The sequence below is a fragment of the Curtobacterium sp. MCLR17_051 genome (assembly GCF_003234395.1).
GTDB classification, from domain to species: domain Bacteria; phylum Actinomycetota; class Actinomycetes; order Actinomycetales; family Microbacteriaceae; genus Curtobacterium; species Curtobacterium flaccumfaciens.
Genome location: NZ_QKTA01000019.1, coordinates 1 through 23767, shown reverse-complemented (window position 1 = coordinate 23767; position 23767 = coordinate 1). Strand labels below are relative to the sequence as shown.

Annotated in this window: 20 protein-coding genes; 8 read left to right on the top strand and 12 right to left on the bottom strand. The window is 70.4% G+C overall.

Annotation, left to right across the window (positions count from 1 at the left end; all coding sequences use genetic code 11):
* From DEJ06_RS14685 to DEJ06_RS14670, 4 genes are all read right to left on the bottom strand, one after another.
* Positions 1–1398: a family 20 glycosylhydrolase gene (locus tag DEJ06_RS14685; protein ID WP_146245879.1), complete on the bottom strand. Its 1398-nt coding sequence runs from the start codon at positions 1396–1398 to the stop codon at positions 1–3.
* A gap of 143 nt (positions 1399–1541) precedes the next feature.
* Positions 1542–2009, bottom strand: a complete 468-nt coding sequence (locus DEJ06_RS14680) for a DUF4262 domain-containing protein (RefSeq protein WP_146245878.1) — start codon at positions 2007–2009, stop codon at positions 1542–1544.
* A 51-nt stretch (positions 2010–2060) separates the two neighbouring features.
* Positions 2061–2570 carry a hypothetical protein gene (locus DEJ06_RS14675; RefSeq protein WP_146245877.1) on the bottom strand — a complete coding sequence of 170 codons (510 nt, stop codon included), beginning with the start codon at positions 2568–2570 and terminating at the stop codon, positions 2061–2063.
* Between the two features lie 193 nt (positions 2571–2763).
* The gene (locus DEJ06_RS14670) at positions 2764–3384 is read right to left on the bottom strand and encodes a hypothetical protein (protein ID WP_146245876.1); all 621 of its coding nucleotides are present in this window, start codon (positions 3382–3384) and stop codon (positions 2764–2766) included.
* A 271-nt stretch (positions 3385–3655) separates the two neighbouring features.
* On the opposite strand from DEJ06_RS14670, the gene DEJ06_RS14665 reads away from it, so the two are divergent.
* Together DEJ06_RS14665 and DEJ06_RS14660 are read left to right on the top strand one after the other, a co-directional pair.
* Positions 3656–4930, top strand: coding sequence for an endo-1,4-beta-xylanase (locus tag DEJ06_RS14665; protein WP_111039800.1), 1275 nt, complete (start codon positions 3656–3658; stop codon positions 4928–4930).
* 158 nt (positions 4931–5088) lie between these two features.
* Positions 5089–5526 carry a hypothetical protein gene (locus tag DEJ06_RS14660; protein ID WP_111039799.1) on the top strand — a complete coding sequence of 146 codons (438 nt, stop codon included), beginning with the start codon at positions 5089–5091 and terminating at the stop codon, positions 5524–5526.
* 142 nt (positions 5527–5668) lie between these two features.
* On the opposite strand, the gene DEJ06_RS14655 is transcribed toward DEJ06_RS14660, so the two are convergent.
* The 3 genes from DEJ06_RS14655 to DEJ06_RS14645 form a co-directional block, all read right to left on the bottom strand.
* Positions 5669–5983, bottom strand: coding sequence for an SdpI family protein (locus DEJ06_RS14655; RefSeq protein ID WP_110864167.1), 315 nt, complete (start codon positions 5981–5983; stop codon positions 5669–5671).
* 107 nt (positions 5984–6090) lie between these two features.
* Positions 6091–6747: a response regulator gene (locus tag DEJ06_RS14650; RefSeq protein ID WP_111039797.1), complete on the bottom strand. Its 657-nt coding sequence runs from the start codon at positions 6745–6747 to the stop codon at positions 6091–6093.
* Positions 6744–8453, bottom strand: a complete 1710-nt coding sequence (locus tag DEJ06_RS14645; protein WP_111039796.1) for a sensor histidine kinase — start codon at positions 8451–8453, stop codon at positions 6744–6746. Before DEJ06_RS14645 ends, DEJ06_RS14650 begins: the two co-directional genes overlap by 4 nt.
* 153 nt (positions 8454–8606) lie before the next feature.
* Here DEJ06_RS14645 and DEJ06_RS14640 point away from each other — a divergent pair, with 153 nt between their 5' ends.
* A complete protein-coding gene (locus tag DEJ06_RS14640) occupies positions 8607–10103 on the top strand; it encodes a CitMHS family transporter (protein WP_111032718.1) in 1497 nt (498 codons plus the stop codon).
* A gap of 64 nt (positions 10104–10167) precedes the next feature.
* Here the strand turns inward: DEJ06_RS14640 and DEJ06_RS14635 are convergent, their stop codons facing one another.
* From DEJ06_RS14635 to DEJ06_RS14615, 5 genes are all read right to left on the bottom strand, one after another.
* Positions 10168–11241, bottom strand: coding sequence for a low specificity L-threonine aldolase (locus DEJ06_RS14635; RefSeq protein ID WP_071245082.1), 1074 nt, complete (start codon positions 11239–11241; stop codon positions 10168–10170).
* Between the two features lie 4 nt (positions 11242–11245).
* Complete coding sequence (locus DEJ06_RS14630; RefSeq protein WP_258372502.1) at positions 11246–11929, bottom strand: SDR family NAD(P)-dependent oxidoreductase; 684 nt, start codon at positions 11927–11929, stop codon at positions 11246–11248.
* Complete coding sequence (locus tag DEJ06_RS14625; RefSeq protein ID WP_111039795.1) at positions 11926–13392, bottom strand: DUF6421 family protein; 1467 nt, start codon at positions 13390–13392, stop codon at positions 11926–11928. Before DEJ06_RS14625 ends, DEJ06_RS14630 begins: the two co-directional genes overlap by 4 nt.
* Positions 13393–13618: 226 nt before the next feature.
* Positions 13619–13918: a hypothetical protein gene (locus DEJ06_RS14620; protein ID WP_111039794.1), complete on the bottom strand. Its 300-nt coding sequence runs from the start codon at positions 13916–13918 to the stop codon at positions 13619–13621.
* Entirely contained in the window at positions 13915–14436 is a 522-nt protein-coding gene (locus DEJ06_RS14615; RefSeq protein ID WP_111039793.1) for a hypothetical protein, read from the bottom strand. Before DEJ06_RS14615 ends, DEJ06_RS14620 begins: the two co-directional genes overlap by 4 nt.
* 449 nt (positions 14437–14885) lie before the next feature.
* Here DEJ06_RS14615 and pstC point away from each other — a divergent pair, with 449 nt between their 5' ends.
* The 5 genes from pstC to DEJ06_RS14590 all read left to right on the top strand — a co-directional run bounded on the left by pstC (position 14886) and on the right by DEJ06_RS14590 (position 23703).
* Positions 14886–15869 carry a phosphate ABC transporter permease subunit PstC gene (pstC, locus tag DEJ06_RS14610; RefSeq protein WP_111039792.1) on the top strand — a complete coding sequence of 328 codons (984 nt, stop codon included), beginning with the start codon at positions 14886–14888 and terminating at the stop codon, positions 15867–15869.
* A gap of 2 nt (positions 15870–15871) precedes the next feature.
* On the top strand, positions 15872–17236 hold the full coding sequence (gene pstA / locus DEJ06_RS14605) for a phosphate ABC transporter permease PstA (RefSeq protein WP_111039791.1): 1365 nt from the start codon (positions 15872–15874) through the stop codon (positions 17234–17236).
* A complete protein-coding gene (gene pstS, locus DEJ06_RS14600) occupies positions 17233–18972 on the top strand; it encodes a phosphate ABC transporter substrate-binding protein PstS (protein ID WP_258372501.1) in 1740 nt (579 codons plus the stop codon). Before pstA ends, pstS begins: the two co-directional genes overlap by 4 nt.
* Positions 18969–21572: a hypothetical protein gene (locus tag DEJ06_RS18380; protein WP_181436851.1), complete on the top strand. Its 2604-nt coding sequence runs from the start codon at positions 18969–18971 to the stop codon at positions 21570–21572. The genes pstS and DEJ06_RS18380 overlap by 4 nt, the downstream gene beginning before the upstream one ends.
* Before the next feature lie 64 nt (positions 21573–21636).
* Positions 21637–23703 (top strand): Ig-like domain repeat protein, encoded by a 2067-nt coding sequence (locus DEJ06_RS14590; RefSeq protein ID WP_111039789.1) that lies wholly within the window; start codon positions 21637–21639, stop codon positions 23701–23703.
* The last annotated feature ends 64 nt before the right edge of the window (positions 23704–23767 follow it).

Below are 23767 nucleotides of genomic sequence, written 5' to 3'. Positions count from 1 at the left end.
TCAGGAGGCTGCGGTCTCGATCATCGCCGTCACGTGCGGCGCGCTCCACCGCAGGAGCGCGTCAGATGGCGGGTCCTCGAGGTCTTCACCCCAGATCGCGACGGCGGCGCCCGACATCGGAGCCGCGAGCAGCGACCCGGAGTCGCCGTCCCACGCCCGGAGTGACCAGTTCTCGCGGAGGTCGGCGACCGTGTACTCGCTGTCGGCCGGGTCGAGGTCGGTCGGCACCTCGTAGAGGTAGTACGAGTTGTAGTTGAGCAGGTCGATCCCGGCCTGCTGCAGGTCGACCGCACTCGCCCGTCGTGCTCGCCGTTCGCGCCGCTCGGCTGCGTCCTCGGTGTCGCCGTCGAAGCTCCAGTACGTGACGTGGATGCGCGGATCGAGTCGCCCGACCGCGACCCGATCGATCCCGTCGTTCCACGCCCAGACCTCGCGGTTGCCGACCGTGGCCGCCATCGCGTTCATCCAGGCGACGCGTTGGGCGGCGGAGACGTCGTCGCCCCATTCGTCGCCGCCGATGTGCACGGTTCGGCTGGAGGGGAAGGTCTGCTGCACCTCTGCGTACAGCTTCTTCGCCAGCGCGAGACTCTCCGGCGCCGACGTGTCTAGCTCTTTCCCGCCCGAACGGATGCGGTCGACCCACTTCGTGCCGTGTTCCGCCTCGAGCAGGGCGAAGGCGGCGGCCATGTGTCCGGGAGTGTCGATCTCCGGCACGATCGCGACGCCTCGCTTCGCCCCGTAGGCGGCGATCGAGCGTGCCTGCGCGGCGCTCAGGAACGGGCGATGGGTCACGCGGCTCGTGTACACGCCGTCGTCGAGATCAGCGTTCGCGAGGGTCTGGCCGAGCACCGTGCTCTCGATCCCGACGTTCTGGTCATCGGTGAGGTGCAGGTGCAGGAAGCGCCCACCGTCGTCGGCGAGCAGGTCGATGTACCGCTTGATCAGCGCCACGGGGTAGTAGGCGCGAGCGACGTCGAGCATCACGCCCGTCTCCGGGCGCGCGCGCTTCGTGGGCGTGCTGGTGACGGTCGCAGTCGACGTGCGGCACTGCTTCGCGGAGTACGCGCCCACGCAGGCGAGGACCGAGTACTTGCCGGCCGTGGCACGGGAGGGCGTCCCGCGGACTGCGGTGACGGAGGTGCTCGAACCAGCGGCGAGTGCCTTCACCGCGACCCGGCCGAGCGTGTACTTCTTCGTGCCGGCGGACAGGTACAGCCACGCGGAGGAAGCCGGCTTCCGCACGGCGGCGGTGTTCTTGACCTTCAGGGTGGTGCGAACGGCGGTGCCGGTCGAGGTGACGGTGGTGGTCGCGGTGACCTTCGTGACCGTCACCGCCGAGGCTGCGGTGTCCGCTGATCCTGCTGTTGTACGGATGCCGACCAGAGCTGCTGCCGACACGGCGATTGCCAGACCGACCGCGAGCGTGCGTCTGGCAGACGATCCGGGTCCCACGTGCCCCTGTTGACGCACCACGACGTTCTCCCCCTCGAACACCCGTTGCCCTCGCTGGATCAGGATGCGCGCACGATCGTATCCGCCCTTCAGGCGAGCGGACTGCCGCCCGATGGCTTTGCTCCGAGGAGCGGTTGCGCGTTCTTCGGGTTGCGATGTCCGTCATCCCAGGGGAAGCGCCCGTGAGAGTCGGGCCACACCATCTGCAGCGCAGTGAACGACCCGACGATGGCCGCCGTCACGGTCATGCCGTGAACGTCTTCCGCCTCCGTGAACAGAACGAAGCCTGACTCCGTCAGCTCTTCGGTCCGGTCGCCCGCCTGGAACGGTCCGTGCTCCTGCTGCTCGTCGACTCCGTTGCGGATGAACTGTTGCGCGACGTCTGCCGGCAGCCCTGTGATGATGAGCTCGGGCCATCCTCGGGCGGTGAGCCCGACCGTGTAGGAGAACGGTGCTTCGTCAGTATCGACGTTCGGTAGGACGTGTTGGATTCCCCAGCCGTACCGATCGACGAGTGTTCTCATGTCTGCGACGAGATCAGGGTGGGGACCGTTCACGAGGTGAGCGTACCTCGCCAGAGGCGTCTGATCGCCGATCGTGGCGCGAGCTCAGCGCGTGCGCGCAGCGAGATCGCTGTAGGCCGCCGCGTACCAGCCGACGGTGCCGTCTCCGGCGGTCGGGCCGATCGTGATCGTCGCGCTCGACGTGACCACGTACAGGTCCTCGTCGTGTCCGCAGTGGACGGAGCGTGACGTGAGTCGCTTGCCCGTCTCCGACCCGTTCGCACCGATGCGTCCGGCCCACACGGCCATCTGCACGGTTTCGTCACCCTGGCAGGTGATCGAGACGCGGATCCGCGCACGGTCTCCGGCTCCGTCGGTACCGAGGGAGAGTCGGCTGGATGAATCGTTGGTGCCGGCACCGCTGCCGAGTCCGCCAGGTTGTCCGGCCCATCGTGCCTGCACGCGCTGCATCCAGTCGGAGTGGGCCTTGTCGTTCTCCTCCGGCGTCGGGTGATCAGAACAGGCCGTGAGTGACACGAGGGCCACGACGGCGACGCCGATGATCACCGTGCTGCGTCGAAGGCCTCGGCGGGCGTGGAGGAACGGAGTGCGCATGTCGTGGCAAGTGTTCCGGAGATCGGCAGCCCACCGCATCCTCCCGTTCGTGGGACTCCGCGCTCCCTAGGAGGACCAAAAGGTGCGGGTTCGCGGCCGAACACGTCGAACACGTCGAACACACCATCCATCGCCGGTCAGGGTGACAAGGTGACCCGGCCGGACTATCGCGAAGGGCACGCTATCCGTGTGGTCAGTCGGAAGAAGCGGGCGGTAGGTCGATGGCAGGCTCCCTCGGCCGCAACCGGAGCTCGGCAGCAGCCGTGAGGTACGCGCAGTACACCTCGCCGTACCGAGCGGTCGCGCGATCCGCACGAGCGACGTCTGTCGGGCGCTCGACGTTCGTCTCGTACCCGATCGTCCGGCGCTCCGCGGCCTCGTCGATGACCGCTACCGACCACCGCCAGATGTCGGAACTCGACGCAGTCGGCGGCGCATGCTGCAGCACCTCGTCCGGTACTGGGATCACTCGCTGATCGGGGGCGGCGCTGCGGAAGAAGGCGAAGAGCATCGCGGGGACGGCGACGACGCCTCCGCCGAGGACCACGCCGATGAGTCGGGCAACGACTGGCTCGTCTCCGGGCAGCAGCGGCGGCGCGACCACGAAGCCGAACGCACCGCCTGCCATGTACCCGATCGCAAAGACCGCCACGACGGACGCTGTTGCGAGCCGGGCCTGACGGCGCACGCCAGCGGGATCGTGGAGTCGGCGCCACCGAGACGCGGTGTCGGCAGCGGGGCCGTCGCGATCGACGTACACGCGGCCGTCGGGGGCCCGGAAGAAGGGTGAGTCTGCACGCTCCGGATCGATCACGGGATTCCGTCAGCCCTGCTCATCGCCCCTGTGGCCAGCATCAGAAGTCCGCGCTCTGGTGAGTCTGACCCTTGGCCAAGGAGCATCTGGCCAGCGACCCGCGCAAGCGTGGCTCCGAACACGCAGACGAGCATCGGCGTCCACCGTGAGGTGCGTCGAGCGCAGTACTTCTGCAAGTTCACACCATCAATCTACGGCGTGACGCCCACGCCCTCCGCTGCTATGTTTGCGCGCACAACAAATCCCAGACGACGATGTCGGAGAACGCGCGATGACGCACGCACCAGATCACCGCTTCGGCGAGACGACCCTGACGATCGTCGATGCCGAAGGCAATCCCATCCCCGATGCCGACATCACCGTCGAGCAGACCCGCCATGCCTTCGCCTTCGGCAACATCGGCTTCGACTTCATCGGACTCGCCAACGGCGAAGCGACCGGCGAGGCGACCGGCGAAGCGACCGGCGAAGCCAACGCCGAAGCGCAGGACGAAGCAGGCACCGAGCACCTCGCCGACCTCTACACCGACGTCTTCAACACCGCGACGCTCCCGTTCTACTGGGGCCGCTTCGAGCCCGAGCGCGGAGCCCCGGACACCGCCAGACTCCTGACGACGGCGCAGTGGTTCCGCGACCGCGGCATCGCCCTCAAGGGTCACCCGCTCGTCTGGCACACCGTGCAGCCCGACTGGCTGCTGGGGCTCCCGCTGGACGAGGTCGAGCGGCTCCAGCGCGAGCGCATCCGCCGCGAGGTCTCCGCCTTCGCTGGCACGATCGACACCTGGGACGCCATCAACGAGGTCGTCATCATGCCGGTGTTCGACAACGGCGACAACGCGATCACCCCGCTCGCCCGCGCCAAGGGCCGCATCCCGATGATCCGGATGGCCTTCGAGGAGGCCCGCGCCGCCAATCCACACGCCACCCTGCTGCTCAACGACTTCGACCTGTCGAGTGCGTACGAGTGCCTGATCGAGGGCGTGCTCGAAGCCGGCGTGCAGATCGACGCCATCGGACTGCAGACCCACATGCACCAGGGCTACTGGGGCGAGGACACGATGCTCGCGATGGTCGACCGGTTCGCCCGCTACGGCCTGCCGCTGCACCTGACCGAGACCTCGCTCGTCTCCGGTGACCTCATGCCCGCGCACATCGTCGACCTCAACGACCACCAGGTCGCTTCGTGGCCGTCGACGCCCGAGGGTGAGGCTCGCCAGGCCGACGACATCGAACGGCACTACCGGAGCCTGGTCGGCCACCCTTCCGTCGAGGCGATCACCTACTGGGGCATCACCGACGCCGGCGCCTGGCTCGGCGCCCCGATCGGACTCGTCCGCGCCGACGGCACCCCGAAGCCGTCCTACGACGCGCTCCGCCGCCTGGTCAAGGAGGAGTGGTGGCTCGGCCCGACGGTGCTCCGCACCGACGACCGCGGTCGGGTGCAGGTCCGCGGCTTCCGCGGCGACTACCGGGTCGACGTGCGCGGCACGTCGTCCGCCCCGTTCACCGTCACCGACGTGCCCACGCAGGTGCAGATCGTCGCGTGACCACCTGACGGACTGGAGGCCCGGTGCGGCCCCGCCCCGCGCCTCCAGTCCGTCAGCGGCGGACCTGGCTGTGGGGGTGCTCATGGCTCTGATCGGGGTGGTGCGCTTTGCTGGGAGAGACCAGCGGACCGTCCGCGGCACCGTGAGGGGTGGACTTGATGCGCCTGAGCAGACCGCACGGACGGCTCCTGCTCGTGCAGCGCTCGGTCCTCGTGACCGCCGTGCTGGCGTCGGGGCTCGCGCTGATGACCGGGTGCAGTTCGCCCCGCCTGCCGCCGTCGTCCGCAACCGCCGTCGAGGTGACGAAGGTGTACCTGGCTGCGGCGAAGGCGCAGCGGTGTGACGTGACGAAGGCGTTGACGCTCGACAGCACGTGGGCGTGGTGCCGGAACCCGACGCTGCGGAAGTACACCGTCGCGGACAAGGCGGAATCGGTGCCGTTCAACCCTGGCCACACGACGGAGTCCTGCGTCGACACCACGGTGACGAGTCGAGCGTCGGAGGAGTCGGAGCCGATGAACGGGACCCGCACGTGGAGCTTCTGCTTCACGAAGACGGCGTCCGGATGGCGCCTCGCGGACCAGGGACAGGGCTAGGGCGTGCCCTCCTGAGGCGACCGGAAGGGCCAATCTTCAGCGTGGGTGTACGGCACCGCGATGACCTGGAGGTACGGGCCGACCATCTCGAGCAGTGCGACGGCGTCGGTGCTGAACCACGCCCGGGCCCCCGCGTCCGCCGTCACCTGGTCGCGCGTCCTGCGGCCACCACACCCCAAAAGGCTCCGCCGACGAGGATCGCGGCGCACGCGACGAACGCGGGGATGTCGTCGGCGCGTCCGAGTGCGATGTAGACCAGGCTCACTGCAACCGTCGCGCCGCCGGCGATGCTCGTCGGGACGATCGCTGCTCGGTGGCCGATGATCCAGCTCTCGTCGCTGCGCATGGTCGCCCGGGTACGGATGCCCACGAGCCCGTTCCTGCCGATGGTGCCCCGCGCCGGCAGGACGACGAAGACGATGGTCAGGACGGCGGCTGCCATCTCGATCGCGATCACGTGATCTCCTTCTGGGTCGGTCATCACGCTCGCGTGTGGCTGAGATCGGAGCGCGTCAGACCAAACCTGCCGGTATCCGGTGAAATACGCAAGGGCAGCAGGGCCCGTCACCGCCGCACGTACCGGTGCTCCGGCCGCCCCGCAGCCCCGTACCGCAACTGCATCGCCACGGTCCCGTCCGCCGTGAGCTGCGCCAGGTACCGCTGCGCCGTCGCCCGCGAGACCCCGATCGCCGCAGCCACCTCGGCGGCGGATCGTTCCTCACCGGCGACGAGCTGCTCGAGCACCAGCGCCGCCGTGGCCGCCCGGGACGGTGACGCCCCACCGCTGTCGCCGGCGTGCAGGATCCGGAACGCCCGCTCGACGGCCTCTTGATCGAGGGTCGAGCGTTCGTCGAGCACGTTCCGCGACCGCGCGTACGCCTGCAGTCGTTCGGCCAGCACCCCGGCTGCGAAGGGCTTGATCAGGTAGGCGAGTGCCCCGCTCCGCATCGCCCGCCGCACGGTGCCCGAGTCCGAGGCGGCACTCAGCACGAAGGCATCGGTGTCGATCGACCGCAGCAGCTCGAGCCCGCTGCCGTCGGGAAGGTAGACATCGACGAGCACCAGGTCCACGGTCCCGCTCGACAGCGCGGAGCGGGCGGACGCGAGGGTCCCGACGGGTTCGAGCGCCCGGAACCCCGGTACCTCGTCGACCTGCCGCCGGTGCAGGTCGGCGACGTGGAAGTCGTCGTCGACCACCAACACGCTGAACACGGAACTCACGACACCACTCCTTCCAGTCGGGCGCAGAAGACCGCGCCGTGGTCGCCGCCGCCGGGGGAGGCGAGCCACACGTCGCCACCGTGCCGCCGGGCGATCTCCCGCGACAACGGCAGCCCGATCCCGAGCCCGTGCACCTGCGAGACGTCCTCCGACGCAGGAGCAGCCGCCGGCCCGCGCACGAACAGCGAGTCCGCGGCATCGTCCGGCACCCCCGGCCCGGAGTCCATCACCGACAGGTGCAGGGTCGCGCCGTCGTCGAGCACCTCGACCTCCACCCACGGGGATCCGCCGTCGCGCGTTCGCTCGTCGCCGCCGAGCGCCGCCGAGACCGCGTTGTCGACCAGGTTGCCGAGCACGGTCGTCACGTCGCCCGGCTCGGTGATCGTCCCCTGCACGAGCGTCTCCGCCCCGATCCGCAGCAGCACCCCGCGCTCGGCGGCCTCGACGCCCTTCGCCCCGAGGAACGCCTGCAGGTACGGCTCGGTCAGCCGGTCGGCGTGCTGCACCGGGTAGCGCAGCGGCCCCCGCTCCTGCACGTCCGCCAGGTACGCGCGCGCCCGGGCGGTCTCGCCGATGTCGAGCAGCCCCGAGATCGCGTGCAGCCGGTTCGCGAACTCGTGGCGCTGCGCGCGGAGCGCCGTGCTCATCGCCCCGACGGCGTCGAGTCGCCGGGTCAGGGCCTCGACGTCGGTGCGGTCGCGCAGGACGGCGACCCGGCCCAGGTCGCGTCCGTCGCGGAACACCGTGCGGACGTCGACGAGCAGCACCCGGTGCCCGGCGACGATCGTGGCGCTCGCCGGAGCCGCGGTGGTCACGTCGAGCATCGACCCGAGCGGCGCGGGCAGGTCGAGCGGTGCCACCGGACGGCCGACCGGGTCGGCCAGCCCGAGCAGTCGCACGGCTTCGAGGTTGCAGACGGTGACAATCCCCGACGGACCGATCGCGATGACGCCTTCACCGACGCCGCCGAGCACGGCCTGCTGGTTCTGCACGAGCGTCACGAGCTCCTCCGGCTGCAGTCCGAGCGTCAGCCGCACCAGCCTGCGTCGGATCAGCACCGAGGCGATCACCGCGAGCAGGACCGCCGCCAGCCCGGCACCGATCACCGGCATGCTGTCCTCGACCAGGGTGTCGTAGACGCGTGCCCGGTTGAACCCGACGCTCACCTCGCCGACGACCGCGGACTGCCGGGAGGCCCGGCTCGTCTCAGCCCCGCCGGCTAGTGGCGCGGAGACGGGCACCTTCGCCCGCGCCGACTCACCGAGCGTGCCGCGCGCCCAGGACACGGTCTCGCGGCCCGCGAGTGCGGCGTCGGGGGAGGTGCTCACCATCTCGCCGATCCGGTCGGTGTCGGGGTGGGCCAGCCGGATGCCCCGGTCGTCGGTGACAACGACGAAGAGTGCCCCGGTCCGGCGCTGGGCAGCGAGTGCCGCTCGCTGGACGGGCCCGTCGGCGAGGGCCGCGGGGTCGAGGTCGGTGCCGTCGACGCTGAGCCGGGCGACCGCGGCCCGGACGTCGGACTGCGCGGCGACGCTCTGTGCGATCGCGAGTGCGGTCCCCTCGGCAGCGCGCTCGAGCCGGGTGACCTCGATCCGGACGAACACGGCGCTGGTCAGGGCGACGACGGCGACGACCACGGCGAGCTGCAGCACGAGCACCTCGGTGGCGAAGCGGAGCCTGGGGCGCCGTGAACGGTCGTCGGTCACGACCCCAGCGTACGGAGGGCGAGCCGACCTGCCTGCGCACAATGCGCAGAAAGCGGTCAACGCGCGATGGTGCGCCAATGTGCAGAAGCGCGCCGCGCCTCCAGGCCGGGTCGTAGCGTGCCCGGACTGCCAGACACGGACGAAGGAGTCCTGATGCTCGTCATCCTCGGGTACGCGATGGTCCTGACCTTCATGGTCCTGATCATGACCAAGCGCATGTCGCCCATGCTCGCGCTGATCATCGTGCCCACCGTGTTCGGGCTGTTCGCGGGGGCGGGTCTGGGGCTCGGCGACATGGTGACCGAGGCGATCGGCACGCTGGCACCGACGGCCGCGCTCCTGATGTTCGCGATCATGTACTTCGGGCTGATGATCGACGTCGGCCTGTTCGACCCGCTCGTCCGGTTCATCCTGCGGGTGACCGGCAACGACCCGGCGAAGATCGTGCTCGGGACGGCTCTGCTGGCCGGTGCGGTGTCGCTCGACGGGGACGGCTCGACGACGTTCATCGTGGTCACGGCGGCGATGCTGCCGATCTACCTGAAGCTCGGCATGAGCCCGGTCGTGATGACGTGTGTGGCGGGTCTGACGAACGGCACGCTCAACATCGTGCCGTGGGGCGGTCCCACCGCCCGTGCCGCCGCTGCGCTGAAGATCGACCCGACGGACATCTTCGTGCCCCTCGTGCCGTCGCTCGTGGTGGGGCTGCTGCTGTGCTTCACGTTCGCGTGGACGATGGGCCTGCGGGAGCGGAAGCGCCTCGGGCTGATCGAGTTCACCGAGGCCTCGCGGGGTGCGCGGGTGCCGGAGCGGGCGAACGCCCGGGCCGGTTCACGGGTGCTCGCGGCGGTGGGTGGGACCGGCGGCGGGATGTTCACGAGCCCCACGGTCGCGCTCGGACTGCGCGGCGGGAAGGCCGACGGTCGGCGTGCGGACGGCGATGGCGTGGACGGCGCGGGTTCGGGGGACGAGGGCGGCACGGGGACCGGCACCATGGCCGAGACGATGCTCGACCCGAACCGTCCGACCCTGCGGCCGAAGCGGATCTGGTTCAACCTGGCGCTGACCGTCGCGGTGATGGTGGCGCTCGTGCTGGGGCTCCTGCCGCTGCACTTCGTGTTCATGATCGGCACGGCGATCGCCCTGCTCGTGAACTTCCCGCAGCTCAAGCAGCAGACCGCACAGATCGTCGCGCACGCCCCGAGCATCGTCGGTGTCGTGTCGATGGTGTTCGCCGCCGGGGTGCTGATCGGGGTGCTCGACGGCACCGGGATGGTCGCGGCGATGGCCGACTGGCTCGTCGCGGTGATCCCGGACTCGATGGGCCCGTACCTGGCGGGCATCACCGGTGTGCTGAGCATGCCGCTGACGTTCTTCATGAGCAACGACGCGTTCTACTTCGGGATCCTGCCGGTGCTGTCCGAGAGCGCCGCGGCGTACGGGATCACGCCGGCCGAGATGGCGCGGGCCTCGGTCGTCGGGCAGCCGGTGCACATGCAGAGCCCGCTGGTCCCCGCGATCCTGCTGCTGGTGTCGCTGGCCAACGTGAACCTCGGCGACCACCACCGGAAGGTGCTGTGGCGTGCCGCCGTGGTCGCGATGGCGATGCTCGTGGTGGCGATCGTGGTGCGGGTCATCCCGTTCGGATGAACCGACCGCCGGTGCCGACCCGGCGCGCGCCGGACCGGTGCGCGCCTGACCGGACGGTGCCGGCTCAGGCGGCGTCGAGCTCCCGCGTCAGGGCTGCGACGAAGTCGTCGATGTCCTGCTCCGAGGTGTCGTACGCGCACATCCACCGCACCTCGTTGCGGCTGGCGTCCCAGTCGTAGAACCGGAAGTGCTTCCGCAGCCGGTCGGCCACCCCGGCGGGCAGGGTCGCGAAGACGCCGTTCGCCTGGGTCTGCTGGCTGAAGCCGACGCCCCGGATGCTGCCGTCGGCGATACCGGCCTCCAGTGCACCGCGCAGCCGGGCGGCCATGGCGTTGGCGTGCCCGGCGGAGCGCAGGTACAGGTCGTCGCTGAGCAGGGCGATGAGCTGGGCGGAGACGAATCGCATCTTCGACGAGAGCTGCATGTTCATCTTGCGCAGGTAGTGCAACCCCTCGGACGCCGAGGGGTTCAGCACGACGATCGCCTCGCCGTAGAGCATGCCGTTCTTCGTGCCGCCGAAGCTCAGCACGTCGACACCGGCGTCGGTGGTGAAGTCGCGCAGGGGCACCCCGAGGGACGCCGCGGCGTTGGAGATGCGGGCGCCGTCCATGTGCAGCTTCATGCCGAGGGAGTGGACGTGGTCGGCGATCGTCCTGACCTCGTCCACCGTGTACGCGGTGCCGAGCTCGGTGGTCTGCGTGATCGACACGACGAGCGGCTGTGCGCGGTGCTCGTCGCCCCAGCCCCAGGCCTCGCGGTCGATGAGCTCGGGCGTCAGCTTGCCGTCGGGTGCCTCGACCGGCAGGAGCTTGATCCCGGCGACGCGCTCGGGCGCACCGGCTTCGTCGGTGTGGATGTGCGCGGTCGCGGTGCACACGACCGCTCCCCACCGCGGCAGCATCGACTGCAGCCCGACGACGTTCGCGCCGGTGCCGTTGAACACCGGGAACGCCTCGGCCTGCGACCCGAAGTGCTCGCGGATCACCTCGTTGAGACGTGCGGTGTAGACGTCCTCGCCGTAGGCGATCTGGTGGCCGTCGTTGGCCGCTGCGATGGCGGCGAGGATCTCGGGGTGGACGCCGGCGTAGTTGTCCGAGGCGAAGCCCCGCAGGTCCAGGTCGTGCAGTCGGAGGGTCACGCGTTCATCCTAGGTTCGAGGGATCGGCCGCCGTGAGCGGGATGCGGGCACCGTTGACCTCGGCCGGTGGGGTGTCCCAGAGCCGGACGACCTCGGTGCCGAGCCGCTCCTCGAGGCCGGACAGTGCACCGACGACGAACACGGCGGCCGCGGCGGTCTCGGGTGCCTCCTTCCGGAACCCCTGCGCGACGGCCCGGACCCAGGCGTCGGACGCAGCCTTCGCCGCCGCGTAGTTCGCGGCACCGGCGGTGGGGGAGTCGACCGCGGTGGACGACACGAACGCGAGCCGCCCGGCACGGGACGCCACCAGGTCGTCGTGGAAGACCCGGGTCGTGTTCCGCAGGGTCCGGAAGGCGCGGTCGAAGAAGTCCCAGTCCGCGTCGGACTGGCCGACGATGCTGCCACCGCCGCGCCACCCGCCGACCAGGTGGACCAGTCCATCGACGCGGCCGGCGTCCGCGTGGACGTCGTCGGCCAACGCGGTGACCGCAGCGAGGTCCGACAGGTCGCACGTCCGCGTCGTGACGCCCGGGACGGACGCGCGCAGGGCCTCCAGGGCGTCGGGTCTGGTGCCGACCGCGACGACGGCCGCACCGGCGGCGGTGAGTGCGCGCGCGACGGCTGCGCCGCTGGCGCTGGTCGCACCGGCGATCAGCACCAGGCGACCGGCCACCGAGCCGTCGGTCACGCGGCGGCCTCGCCGACGAGCTCGGCGTCCGTGGTGCCGGTGATGCCGGCCGTGGACGCGATGACGGTCGCCATCTTCTTGTCGAGGGCCTCGTAGAACATCGACAGCGGGAACTCGTCGTCGAGCACCGCATCGGTGTAGCCGCGCGGCGGTCCGGCGAGCGTCTCGTCGGGCAGTCCACGCGCCCACTTCGACGCCGGGTGCGGCGTGAGCGTGCGGGTCAGCATCTCGTACGCGGCGAGCCAGTGCGCCGACTTCGGCCGGTCGATCGAGCGCCGGTAGAGCTCGTTGATCTCGTCGCTCAGGGCGATGATCACGTCCGGCACCTCGGGCCAGTCGATCGTCAGCTGCGTGTCCGTCCAGTGCAGGACGCCGTGCTGGTGCATCCAGGCGAACAGCAGCTGGCCGCCCAGTCCGTCGTAGTTGCGGATGCGGCTGCCGGTGATCGCGAAGCGGAAGATGCGGTCGAAGACGACCGCGTACTGCACCAGGCGCGCGTGGTCGCGGATGGCGCGCTGCGCGTCCTGGAGGCCCGTGCCGGGTCCGGCGGACAGCTCGCGTTCCAGACGCACGGACTCCCGGAACGCGGTCAGGTCGCAGCGGAGCTCCTCGAGCGAGTAGAGGAAGAACGGCATCCGCTGCTTGATCATGAACGGGTCGAAGGGCAGGTCCCCGCGCATGTGCGAGCGGTCGTGGATGATGTCCCACATCACGAAGACCCGCTCGGTCAGCTGCTGGTCGTCGAGCATCGCAGCGGCCTCGGCCGGCAGCTCGAGCTTGGTGACGTCGGCGGCGGCACGGACGACCCGGCGGTAGCGGGCGGCCTCGCGGTCCTGGAAGATCGCGCCCCACGTGAAGGCGGGGATCGAGCGCATCGCGACGGTCTCGGGGAACAGCACCGCCGAGTTCGTGTCGTAGCCCGGGGTGAAGTCGACGAACCGCAGTGCGACGAACAACGCGTTGCCGTGGTCGCCGGCCTCGAGCTCGGCGATGAACTCCGGCCAGATGACCTCGACCAGGACGGCCTCGACGAAGCGCGAGGTGCTGCCGTTCTGGGTGACCATCGGGAACACGACCAGGTGGCCGAGCCCGTCGACGCGGTGCTGCTGCGGCTGGAACGCGGTGAGGGAGTCGAGGAAGTCGGGAACCCCGAAGCCCTGCTCCTGCCAGCGTGCGAAGTCGAGCTGCAGCACCTGCAGGAACGCGGCGTCGTGCGGGAAGTGCGGTGCCAGCTCGGCGACGGCCGGCACGATCACCGCGACGTGACCGGCGGCAGCGGCGTGGTCGGACGGTTCGGGGACGGAGCCGTCCCGCGTCTGCAGGTCCTGCAGGGCGACGACTGCACGCTTGAGCCGGAGCCAGGCGGGGTGGGCGGCGATCTCGCGCACGGACAGGTGGTCCTCGACGACCTCGGGCTCTCCGACGATGGCGTCCTGCGAGATCTTCTGGGCGAACTGGGACATGTCGAACCTCCCGTCATCGGGGTCGGCCGCGGATCTGCGGACGAGTGGTGCGCGTTACCGGATCGTCTCGAGCCTAGGGAAGTTCGGGGGACGCAAAGTTGCCCATCTGCGGTGGAATCGTGCGTCGTCGTGGTGCTCGCGCGGGGATCCGACTGCTGTGCGCACGGAACCGTCGCCGGTCCTGCGTGGGCGGTCAGCGTGGTCGGAGTCAGCGGCGCCGGGCGGGTCACCCGGAGCTGTTGTCTCCACGGGCCTCCGAGTCGATGCGCTCACGCTTGGTGACGGCATCGATCGCTTCGCTCACCGTCGAGTCCGGATGCGTCTCACGCCAACTCCGCACCTTTGCCGGGTCTGGTGCGCACCCCGTGGGGATCGGGGTACTCCCGACGATGCTCGGAGCGAAGGCGGCGTACGTGATCGTCGCGAGCGCGGCCAAACACGCGTAGAGCAGATCGAGCGAGAGCCAGGCGCCGACCGTCGACACGATCCCGAAGAGGACGATGAAGGCCGGCGCCCGACGCCTCATCGGAAGCACCCTCGCTTCACTGCCGCGATGCCGAGGAGCTCAGCCCCCAGCGCAGCCGCAGCCCCGCCGAGGGCCCGGATCTTCTCCCAGCTGAAGGACGCGCCCCACATGATCCGGACTGCCTTCGTGACGCCGCCGAGCGAGTTGATCAAACGTTTGATCTTCAAGATCTTCGCGACAGGGAATGCCGTTGAGGCGATCACGAGCGCGATCGCTCCCGTGCACTCGAGGATGCTCGCACGAGTCGCTCGCTGGACCAGCGGGTTGCCAGCTGCCCATTCCTCGTACGCGGTCTGGCCCTGGAGGAGGACGGCTTCCGGAACGCTCTCGATCAGCGCAAGCCCGCGTTCGACGTCGGCGGCCTGGAGATCGAGGTCCTCGACGATCGAGGTGACCGAAGCCGCAGGTGCTCCCGTGGCAGCGTGAGCTGGCGGAGCGGCGAACGTGGACGCGCACAACCCGGTTGTCAACAGCCCGACAATTGCGATCTTGCTCGTGGAGACGGTGAACGACGTCATTGGGTGCCCTCCCGATCGACGTCCTTCGCCGATCGGAGACCAATCTGCCGCTATCCGGTGAAATGTGCAACAACAAGTTTGATACTTGAGCCCGGAAGCTCGAGCCTCGTTCCCCTGGGTGTTCACCCAGTGCCGGGAGGGGAGCGCGTGAGTGTGAGGAAATATTGGTTCCGGGAACGAACCACCTTCCGATCTGGGGTTCTGTGGCGCATCGGGCTTGTGCCCCGATCGCTGTACCCCGGACTGCTCCGTCCGCCCCCGAACGGAGGGTGTGGCCACCACACGAAGCTTGCGATCCGCTCAGGAAACCCGTCTGTTCACTTCTGAGCCGTTTCCTGGACGCCGGCTGAGGGGCCTTCGTTGGTCGAGCGACTGCCAATGTGATGCCCGCCGGAACGGGAGCGCAGCATCCCCCGGCGCACCCGACCTGCTGCCCCGGATTCCGAAGGATGCCGTTGTCCACAGATTCGCCCCGCCTGCTCACGGTCGTGCGGGACCCATCGGACGTCAGGTTCCGGAACATCGCCCGTGCCGGCGGTGTCACCGTCCTCGCGATCATGTTGCTCGTCGGGCTGTTCCTGGCGGTCCGGGCCGCCGAGGCACTGCGCGTCGCCGGGTTCGGGTTCCTCACCACGCAGGCCTGGGACCCCGACGCGCACCGGTTCGGCATCGCCGCCGTGCTGGTCGGCACGGTCCTGATCGCCGCCGTCGCGATCGCGTTCGCCCTGCCGCTCTCGCTCGGCACCGCGCTGTACATCACCGAGTACGCACCCCTGCGGATCCGCAAGGCGTTCATCGGGCTCGTCGACCTGATGGCCGCGATCCCGAGCGTCGTGTACGGGCTCTGGGGCTTCTTCTTCCTGCAGTCGCAGATCACGCCGGTGTCGCGGTGGATCTCACAGTGGTTCGGCTGGATCCCGCTCTTCTCGGTGTCGGGCGTCGACCTCGACGACCCGCTCGCGTCCCCGACCGCGTACACGGCCTCGACGTTCATCGCGGGCATCGTCGTCGGGCTGATGATCACGCCGATCGTCACCTCGATCATGCGCGAGGTGTTCTCGCAGGCCCCGCTCGGTGAGCGTGAGGGGGCGCTCGCGCTCGGGTCGACGCGGTGGGGGATGATCCGCTCGGTCGTGCTGCCGTTCGGCCGGGGCGGCATCATCGGCGGGACGATGCTCGGTCTGGGCCGGGCGCTGGGCGAGACCATCGCCGTCTACATGATCATCTCGCCGGTGTTCGTCATCCAGCCGCACATCCTGCAGGCCGGGGCGAGCTCGGTCTCCTCGCTGATCGCCCTGCGGTACGGCGACGCGACACCCTTCGGCATGTCGGCGCTCATGGCAGCGGGTCTGACGCTGTTCCTGATGACGCTGTGCATCAACTTCGCCGCGTCCGCCGTGGTCGCCCGATCGCGTTCGGGAGCGAGCAGCTAGCCATGACCGACACCACCCAGGCGCCGTCGGGCGTCACGTCACCCCTGCCCACCGTCCCCCTGTCGACGCCCGTCCCGGCCAGCCCGGTGACGGTGTCGACGCCCTCGGGATCCGGCTCCGGCACGGTCCTGCCGCGGCTCGAGCGGGAGTCCGAGCCGGCCCGTGGGCCCGAGGAGCGCCGGTTCAGCGGCACCCGGATCAGCGACGTGCTCTGCGTCGTCGGTGCCGCGGTCGCCTCGGTCTCGGTCACGTCGATCGTGTTCACCGAACTCGCGCCGGTCTCCGGCCCGATCGCCTTCGCGGCCGTCGCCTACGTGATGTTCCTGGTGTTCTACGCGCTCCTCGTCGCCACCAACGAGAGCGCGGCCGTGGTCCGTGACCGGGTCGTCTCCGCCGCGGTGCACTCACTGGCGTTCGTCGTGGTGGCCACACTGGTGTTCGTCGTCTCGTTCAGCGTGATCCGGGCCACGAAGGCGCTGCCGCACTGGAACTTCTACACGCAGGACATGGCGCTCACCGGGCCGCTCGACCCGATGACCTCCGGCGGGGTGCTGCACGCCATCGCGGGGTCGCTCATCCAGATCTCGATCGCGCTCGTGATCACCGTGCCGCTCGGCGTGACCACGGCGCTGTTCCTGACCGAGGTGCCCGGACCCTTCGCCCGGTTCGTCCGCACCATCGTCGAGGCGATGACCGCGCTGCCCTCGATCGTCGCGGGGCTCTTCATCTACGCGAGCGTCATCGTCGGGCTCGGCTTCGACAAGTCCGGGTTCGCGGCGTCCCTGGCGATCAGCGTGATGATGCTGCCGATCATGATCCGGTCCGCCGACGTCGTGCTCCGCCTGGTGCCGTCGACGCTGAAGGAGGCGTCGATCGGGCTCGGCGCCGGTCAGTGGCAGACGGTGTGGCGGGTCGTGCTGCCGACGTCCCGCTCCGGCCTGGTGACCGCGATCATCCTCGCCACCGCGCGCGGCATCGGCGAGACGAGCCCGGTGCTGCTGACCGCCGGCTTCGCGCCCGACCTGAACCTCGACCCGACCAGCGGTCCGATGATCTCGCTGCCCCTGGCGATCTTCGAGTTCGTCAAGTCGCCCGAACCGAACATGATCGCCCGCGGCTTCGGCGCGGCCGCGGTCCTGATGTTCCTCGTGCTGGTGCTCTTCGTGATCGCCCGCGTGATCGGGTCGCAGACCGTCGCCACCCGTGAGCGCCGCAACGACCGCTTCCGGGCGCTCGGTCGCCTGGTCCTGCGCGGTGTCGCCGTCGCCGAACCGGTCTGGCGCCCCGTCGGCCGTTTCGTCCGCAGGCACGCCCGCCGCTACGTCCACCCGTTCCCCGCCGACGCCTCCCAGAAGGACCCCTCGTGAGACCCCGCAGAACACGCCTGATGGGCGCGGTCCTGGCCGCCGCCGCACTGGCCCTGTCGATCCTCCCCGCCACCGCGGCCGACGCGGGCGAGTCCTACGTGCCCATCTCGGGCGCCGGCTCGTCGTGGAGCTCCGTCGCGATCCAGCAGTGGGCCGTGAACGTGCAGCAGTACGGGATGAAGGTCCGGTACGCCAGCACCGGGTCCTCCGACGGCCGCAACCAGTTCAAGGCGGGCACGGTCGACTTCGCCGTCTCCGAGATCCCGTACGGCATCAAGGACGGTGGGGTCACCGACGTCCCGCCGACGGTCGGCTACGCGTACATGCCGATCGTCGCCGGTGGCACGTCGTTCATGTACAACCTCAGCGCCGGTGGCAAGCAGATCACCAACCTGCGGCTGTCCGGCCCGGTGCTCGCGGGCATCTTCACCGGCAAGATCACGAGCTGGGACGACCCGAAGGTCAAGGCCGACAACCCCGGGCTCGACCTGCCGAAGCGCCGCGTCGTGCCGGTCGTTCGGTCCGACGGGTCCGGGTCGACCGCGCAGTTCACCACCTGGATGAGCAAGAAGTACCCGTCCGAGTGGAACGCGTACTGCAAGCAGGCGGGCCGGCCGCTACCGTGCGGCATCACGTCGAACTACCCGACGGTCGCGGGCAAGGGGTTCATCGCCCAGCCGAACTCGCAGGGCGTGTCCGGCTACGTCGCCCAGAAGGCCAACGTCGGCACGATCACGTACGTCGAGTACTCCTACGCGTTGAAGACCGGCTACCCGGTGGCGAAGGTGCTGAACAAGGCCGGTTACTACGTCGAACCGACCGCCTCGAACGTCGCGGTGGGCCTGCTCGGGGCGAAGATCAACCAGGACAAGCGGTCGTCGTCGTACCTGACGCAGATCCTCGACGGCGTCTACGACAACCCCGACGCCCGCACCTACCCACTGTCGTCGTACTCCTACATGGTGGTGCCGACGACCACGGACGCGAGCCTGACCCCGGCGAAGGGCAAGACCCTCGGGGCGTTCGACTACTACTTCCTGTGCGAGGGGCAGCAGCAGGCCGAGGTGCTCGGCTACTCGCCACTGCCGATCAACCTGGTGCAGGCCGGACTCGACCAGGTGCGGCGCATCCCCGGTGTCGAGGCGAAGAAGATCGACATTCGGAAGTGCAACAACCCGACGTTCTCCGCCGACGGCAAGAACACCCTCGCCGTCAAGGCACCGCACCCGCCCGCGTGCGACAAGCTCGGCGCGACCCAGTGCAACACGGGCACCGGCGGGGCGAAGGGCACCACGACGCCGACCCAGAGCGGTGGCGCGTCCGGTGGTGGCGCGGGCGGTTCCGGTGGCGGTACCGGGGCGGCCGGGGGCTCCGGCTCGGGCTCGGGCGGTTCGGGGACCGGTGCGAAGGGCGGCGGGTCCGGGGGGTCCGGTTCCGGCGGCTCGGGCGGATCCGGTTCGGGATCCGGGAGCGCGTCGACGGAGCTCTCCGGCGGCAGCACCGGCAGCGGTGGCACCGGCGCGGTGCCCGCACTGAACAACGGCTCGCCCGTGCAGTGCGACGCTGACAGCGGTGTGTGCCAGAACGTGGCCGCCCTGCCGGTCGAGGTCGACGCGGCCGACGGTTGGACGCAGACCCGCACCCTGATGCTCTGCGCCGTGGCCGCACTGCTGGGCGTGGTCCTGCTGCCCCCGCTGATCGGCGTGCTCGTGTCCCGACGGAGGACCCAGAAGTGAAGAACCAGCACCTCGTCCGACTCGGTTCCGCGGCCCTCGTCTTCGGCGCCGTCACCTCGACCATCGCCGGTTCGTTGCTCGTCGCCACGATCCCGGCGTCGGCCACCGCGCCGTCGGCCACGCCATCGTCCGCGGTGACCAAGTCGTGGGTCGACGCGCAGGCCGCCCTCGGCCCGGGGGGATCGACCACCACGTCCGACCCCGACGCGGCCGACTTCTCGAAGATGTCCTTCACGGTCAGCCAGACCCGCGAGCTCACCGACCAGGGCGTCACGGTGAGCTGGACCGGTGCGAAGCCGACCTCGCCGAGTGAGTACGCCACCGACTACGTCCAGGTCATGCAGTGCTGGGGCGACGAGGCGGCCGGACCGTCCCCCGAACAGTGCCAGTGGGGCGCTCCGTCGTCGACCATCGCGGCCCTGACCGGCGTCGGCGCCGCCAAGCGCGACCTGGTGAACGGGGACGACCCGCTGCAGGACCCGACCCTGACCGGACCGGACGCGAACCCCGACCTGCTGCTCGACCCGCCCGTCGAGAACCCGTTCCTCCGCGCCTACCGCGTGCCCTTCCGGTCGGTCGACGGAACCTTGTCGAAGAGCACGACGGAGCTGTCGAAGCAGTTCGACGCGACGACGACGAACGAGGTCACGGCCGCGCGCACCGCGAGCGACGGCACCGGCCAGGTCACCTTCGAGACCCAGTCGGGGCTCGAGGCGCCGCAGCTCGGCTGCGGGCAGGACCGGGTGGCTGCCGGAAGGACGACGCCGCGGGACTGCTGGCTCGTGATCGTGCCGCGCGGCAGCCACAACCTCGACGGCGGCACCGCGGGGTCGACCGCCGCCGGTCGTGTCACCGGCTCGCCCCTGTCGGCATCGGCCTGGCGCAACCGCGTCGTGTTCCCCCTCGGGTTCCAGTCCGTGGCCCAGGCCTGCCCGATCGGCAACGCGGAGCAGCGCCTGGTCGGCTCGGAGCCCGCCACCGAGGCGGTCACCGCCTGGCAGCCCGCACTGTGCGGACTCGGCACCACCTACGGCTACTCGCAGATCGGCGACGAGGAGGCACAGCACCAGATCGTCTCGACGACCGGTGGGGCATCGCGCCTCGCCCTGGTGAACACCCCGCTCGACCCCGCGACCGCCCCGGACACGACCATCCGGTACGCCCCCGTGGCGCAGTCGGCGATCGTGATCGGTTTCTCGATCGACTACCGGCTGTACCCGGACGCCCCCGCCAAGGCGCGGAACGGGCTGCAGGCGCAGGAGCTCACCCTCGACGCACGGCTCGTCGCGAAGCTGCTCACGCAGTCGTACCAGGCGGACGTGCCCGGCCGTGGCAAGGGCGACCCCACCGTGGCGGCGAACGCCTCGAGCATCGTGACGGACCCGGAGTTCCTCGCGCTCAACCCGACCTTCGTCGGCTCGAAGAGCGACACCGCCCCGGCCGGACTGATGGTCGCGCTCGGGGACACGAACGCGAACGCCCGGGTCTGGGCGTGGCTGCGGGCGGACCCCGTCGCGGCGGCGTTCCTCGACGGGCGCCCGGACGAGTGGGGTATGCGGATCAACCCCGCCTACCGCCCGCTGTCACTGGCGACCGACACGACGATCGACAGCTTCCCGAAGGCCGACCTGACCATCGCGAAGGGCGGCGACCCGGACGAGACCGGCTACGGCACCCTGGACATGCGCCCGTACATGAACGACATGCACGAGGGCGCCTACCGGACGCTCAAGGCGGACCCCAACCAGAAGGACTCCTGGAACCCGTTCGGGCAGCCGAAGGGCTACACCTCGCTCGGCGCCCAGGTGCCGGGGAGCCGGTTCCTGCTGTCGATCACCGACACGGCCTCGGCCGCCCGGTACGCGCTCCCCACCGCGAAGCTCGTGAACGCCGCCGGCGAGGCCGTCGCTCCGACCACCGAGGCGATCACGAAGGGCATCGCGACCATGCGGCCGTCGACCGTGCCGGGCGTCGTCGTGGCCGACCCCGCGAACCGTGACGCGGCGGCCTACCCGCTGGCCATGCTCAGCTACGCGGCCGTGAACGTCTGCGCCTCGAGCCCGGCGGAGCGTTCGGACTACGCCACCTTCATCCGGTACGCGAGCGGTGCCGGTCAGGTACCGGGGGAGAAGCAGGGTGAGCTCCCCGCCGGCTACGTCCCGCTGTCGAGCAGCATGCGGGCAGCGGCCGGGCAGGTCGCCGCCGGGCTGACCGACGCCCGGACGGTCGCTGCGGCGTGCCCGAAGCCGCCGGCGGCTTCGGCTCCGACCGAGCCGACGGCGTCCGGCACCGACGGGGCGGTCCCTCCGCCCACCGACACGACGGAGACCGTCACCGATCCCGTCACCGACCCGGGGACGTCGACCGACACCCTGCCGGACGCGACCGTCGACCCGGTGGCCGACGCCGCGCCTCCCGTGTCGACCAACGACGTCGACGAGGCGTCCGGACCGACCCAACGCACCCACGACCAGCCGCTCGCGGCGACCCGCCTGGGTCTCGCCGCGGCGCTCGGAGCCGGTCTGCCGGCGCTCGGCGTGGGGCCGTTCCTGATCCGCCGTGGCCGGAGGCTGGCGATGCTGGCCGCCGCCCACGTGTGACCGAGTTCCACCCACGACCGCTGCCACCTGGGCAGCGTCGAACCCACGAAAGGAAACACCAGCCATGAAGGTCAACACCTTCTGCAAGTCGGCAGTCACGTTCGGTGCAGCCGCGCTGATCGTCGGTGCCCTCTCCGTGCCGGCGGCCCAGGCCGACCCCGCGGGGAACGCGTTCGGCAAGCTCGTCGGCCTCGGCTCGGACACGACCCAGGACGTCATGAACGGCGTCGCCGCAGCGGTCGGGGGGAACCAGATCGCCTCGTACGACGCGACGAACGCCGGCCCCACCGTCGTCACCCGCTCCGGCGGAGCGGCCATCCCGCGCGTCTCCGGCTCCGGTGCCGGCCGTGACGAGCTGCTCGTCTCCGTCGGTGCGGTCGCAAACAAGTCGGGCGTCGCCCTGGCCGACGGCACGAGCACGACGATCGACGAGTCCGTCGTCGGCCAGCTCGACTTCGCCCGTTCGTCGAGCGGCCCCGCCGCCAAGGACCAGTCGGCCGACGGCGTCCTGGCGTACGTGCCGTTCGCCCGCGACGCGGTCGACGTCGCCTACGCGCCGGGCAGCCCGCTGGCGAAGGTGCCCTTCTTCATCGGGGACGGGACGCAGGCGAAGACGGCCCCGACGCTCTGGAACGTCTACCGCGGTGACGTGTCCTACGCGTACTTCAACGCGGACGGCACCTACAACTCCGTGGGCGGCAGCGCGACGGGTCCGGACGGCACCAAGGCGTCCAAGATCCAGCCGCTCCTGCCCAAGTTCGGTTCGGGCACCCGCAGCTACTTCCTCGGCCAGCTCGGTCTGACCGACGCCTCGGGCTTCACGAGCACGAACTCCTTCGTCTCCGACACCTCGGCCGGCAAGCCGATCGAGGAGCACGACGGCACCGCAGTCGTCGCGGCCGACACCGGCTCGACGCTCGCGATCGCCCCGTTCTCGGTCAGCCAGTGGGTGGCGCAGGCCAACGGCGTCGGCGGGGTCACCGACCGTCGCCACGGCGTGACGCTCGCCGACCTCGGCAAGACCGCCGGCAGCCAGACCGCGGCGACCACCGGCAGCGGCAAGGCCTACGCGACCAACCCGGCGTACGCCGGCTTCGTCCGTGACGTCTACAACATCGTCCCGTCGCGCCTGGCGGACGACCCGTCCAGCGCGATCGCGAAGGCGTTCGTCGGCAAGGACTCGCTCGTCTGCAAGCAGACCGCGACCATCGCCGCCTACGGGTTCCTGCCGGAGCCGGCGACCAACGCCGCCACCACCTGCGGCTACGCCCAGCTGCGTGCCTTCCCCGCGTCGCTGAGCACCACCGCCCTGTCGATCCCCGCGAAGGCCGTCGCGGGCAAGCCCGTCAGCGCCACCGTCTCCGTCGACTCGTTCGGCACCGGCGGCGGCACGGTCCGGTTCCTGAACGGCTCCACCGTCGTCGGGACCGGCACCATCGCCAAGGGCGCGAAGAGCGTCACCGCCCCGGTGACCCTGCCCAGCGGCACGGCCTCGGTCAACGCGCTGTTCATCCCGGCGCTCGCCGGCGTCGCGTCGAGCACCTCGGCGGCGTCCACGGTCACCGTCTCGGCCGCGACCGGCGTCACGATGACGGTCCCGCGTCTGACGGTCGGCAAGACCGCCAAGGTCACCACGACGATCACGGGCGGGAACGCCACGGGCGGCACCGTCACGATCGGGAACGGCACGGAGACCGTCGGCACCGCCAAGGTCGCCGCCGGGGCCACCACCGCCTCGGTCTCGTTCGTCCCGAAGCGCGCCTCGTACAGCCTCGTCGCCACCTACACCCCGGCCACGGCCGGCGGGACGGTCGCCACGAGCGCCGTGTCGACGGTGAAGGTCGCCAAGGGTGCGCCGACCGTGAAGGCCGGCAAGGTCAAGTCGGTCTCCGCCAAGTCCCACGCCAAGGTCACCGTTGCCGTGAGCGGCACCGGCGTGGTCCCGACCGGCAAGGTCACCGTCAAGGAGGGCAGCAAGACGCTCGCCTCGGTGTCGCTGTCGAAGACCGGGCGCGGCACCGTCTCGCTCCCGCGTCTCAAGGCCGGCACGCACAAGCTGACCGTCGTCTACGGCGGCGACTCCCTCTGGAACACCGCGCGGACCTCGTCCTCGGTGAAGATCACCCGCTAGTCCCCCCCCGCCCGGCCGGTCCGCGAGGACCGGCCGGGCGGGGGGGGACTAGCGGGTGATCTTC

What these genes read in the sequence shown, in the direction of transcription:
- DEJ06_RS14665 (WP_111039800.1), top strand. Translation starts at nt 3,656, where the DNA reads ATGACGCACGCACCAGATCACCGCTTCGGCGAGACGACCCTGACGATC.
- pstC (WP_111039792.1), top strand. Translation starts at nt 14,886, where the DNA reads ATGCCGTTGTCCACAGATTCGCCCCGCCTGCTCACGGTCGTGCGGGAC.
- DEJ06_RS14640 (WP_111032718.1), top strand. Translation starts at nt 8,607, where the DNA reads ATGCTCGTCATCCTCGGGTACGCGATGGTCCTGACCTTCATGGTCCTG.
- DEJ06_RS14615 (WP_111039793.1), bottom strand. Translation starts at nt 14,436, where the DNA reads ATGACGTCGTTCACCGTCTCCACGAGCAAGATCGCAATTGTCGGGCTG.
- pstA (WP_111039791.1), top strand. Translation starts at nt 15,872, where the DNA reads ATGACCGACACCACCCAGGCGCCGTCGGGCGTCACGTCACCCCTGCCC.
- DEJ06_RS14660 (WP_111039799.1), top strand. Translation starts at nt 5,089, where the DNA reads ATGCGCCTGAGCAGACCGCACGGACGGCTCCTGCTCGTGCAGCGCTCG.
- DEJ06_RS14625 (WP_111039795.1), bottom strand. Translation starts at nt 13,392, where the DNA reads ATGTCCCAGTTCGCCCAGAAGATCTCGCAGGACGCCATCGTCGGAGAG.
- DEJ06_RS14620 (WP_111039794.1), bottom strand. Translation starts at nt 13,918, where the DNA reads ATGAGGCGTCGGGCGCCGGCCTTCATCGTCCTCTTCGGGATCGTGTCG.
- DEJ06_RS14590 (WP_111039789.1), top strand. Translation starts at nt 21,637, where the DNA reads ATGAAGGTCAACACCTTCTGCAAGTCGGCAGTCACGTTCGGTGCAGCC.
- DEJ06_RS14675 (WP_146245877.1), bottom strand. Translation starts at nt 2,570, where the DNA reads ATGCGCACTCCGTTCCTCCACGCCCGCCGAGGCCTTCGACGCAGCACG.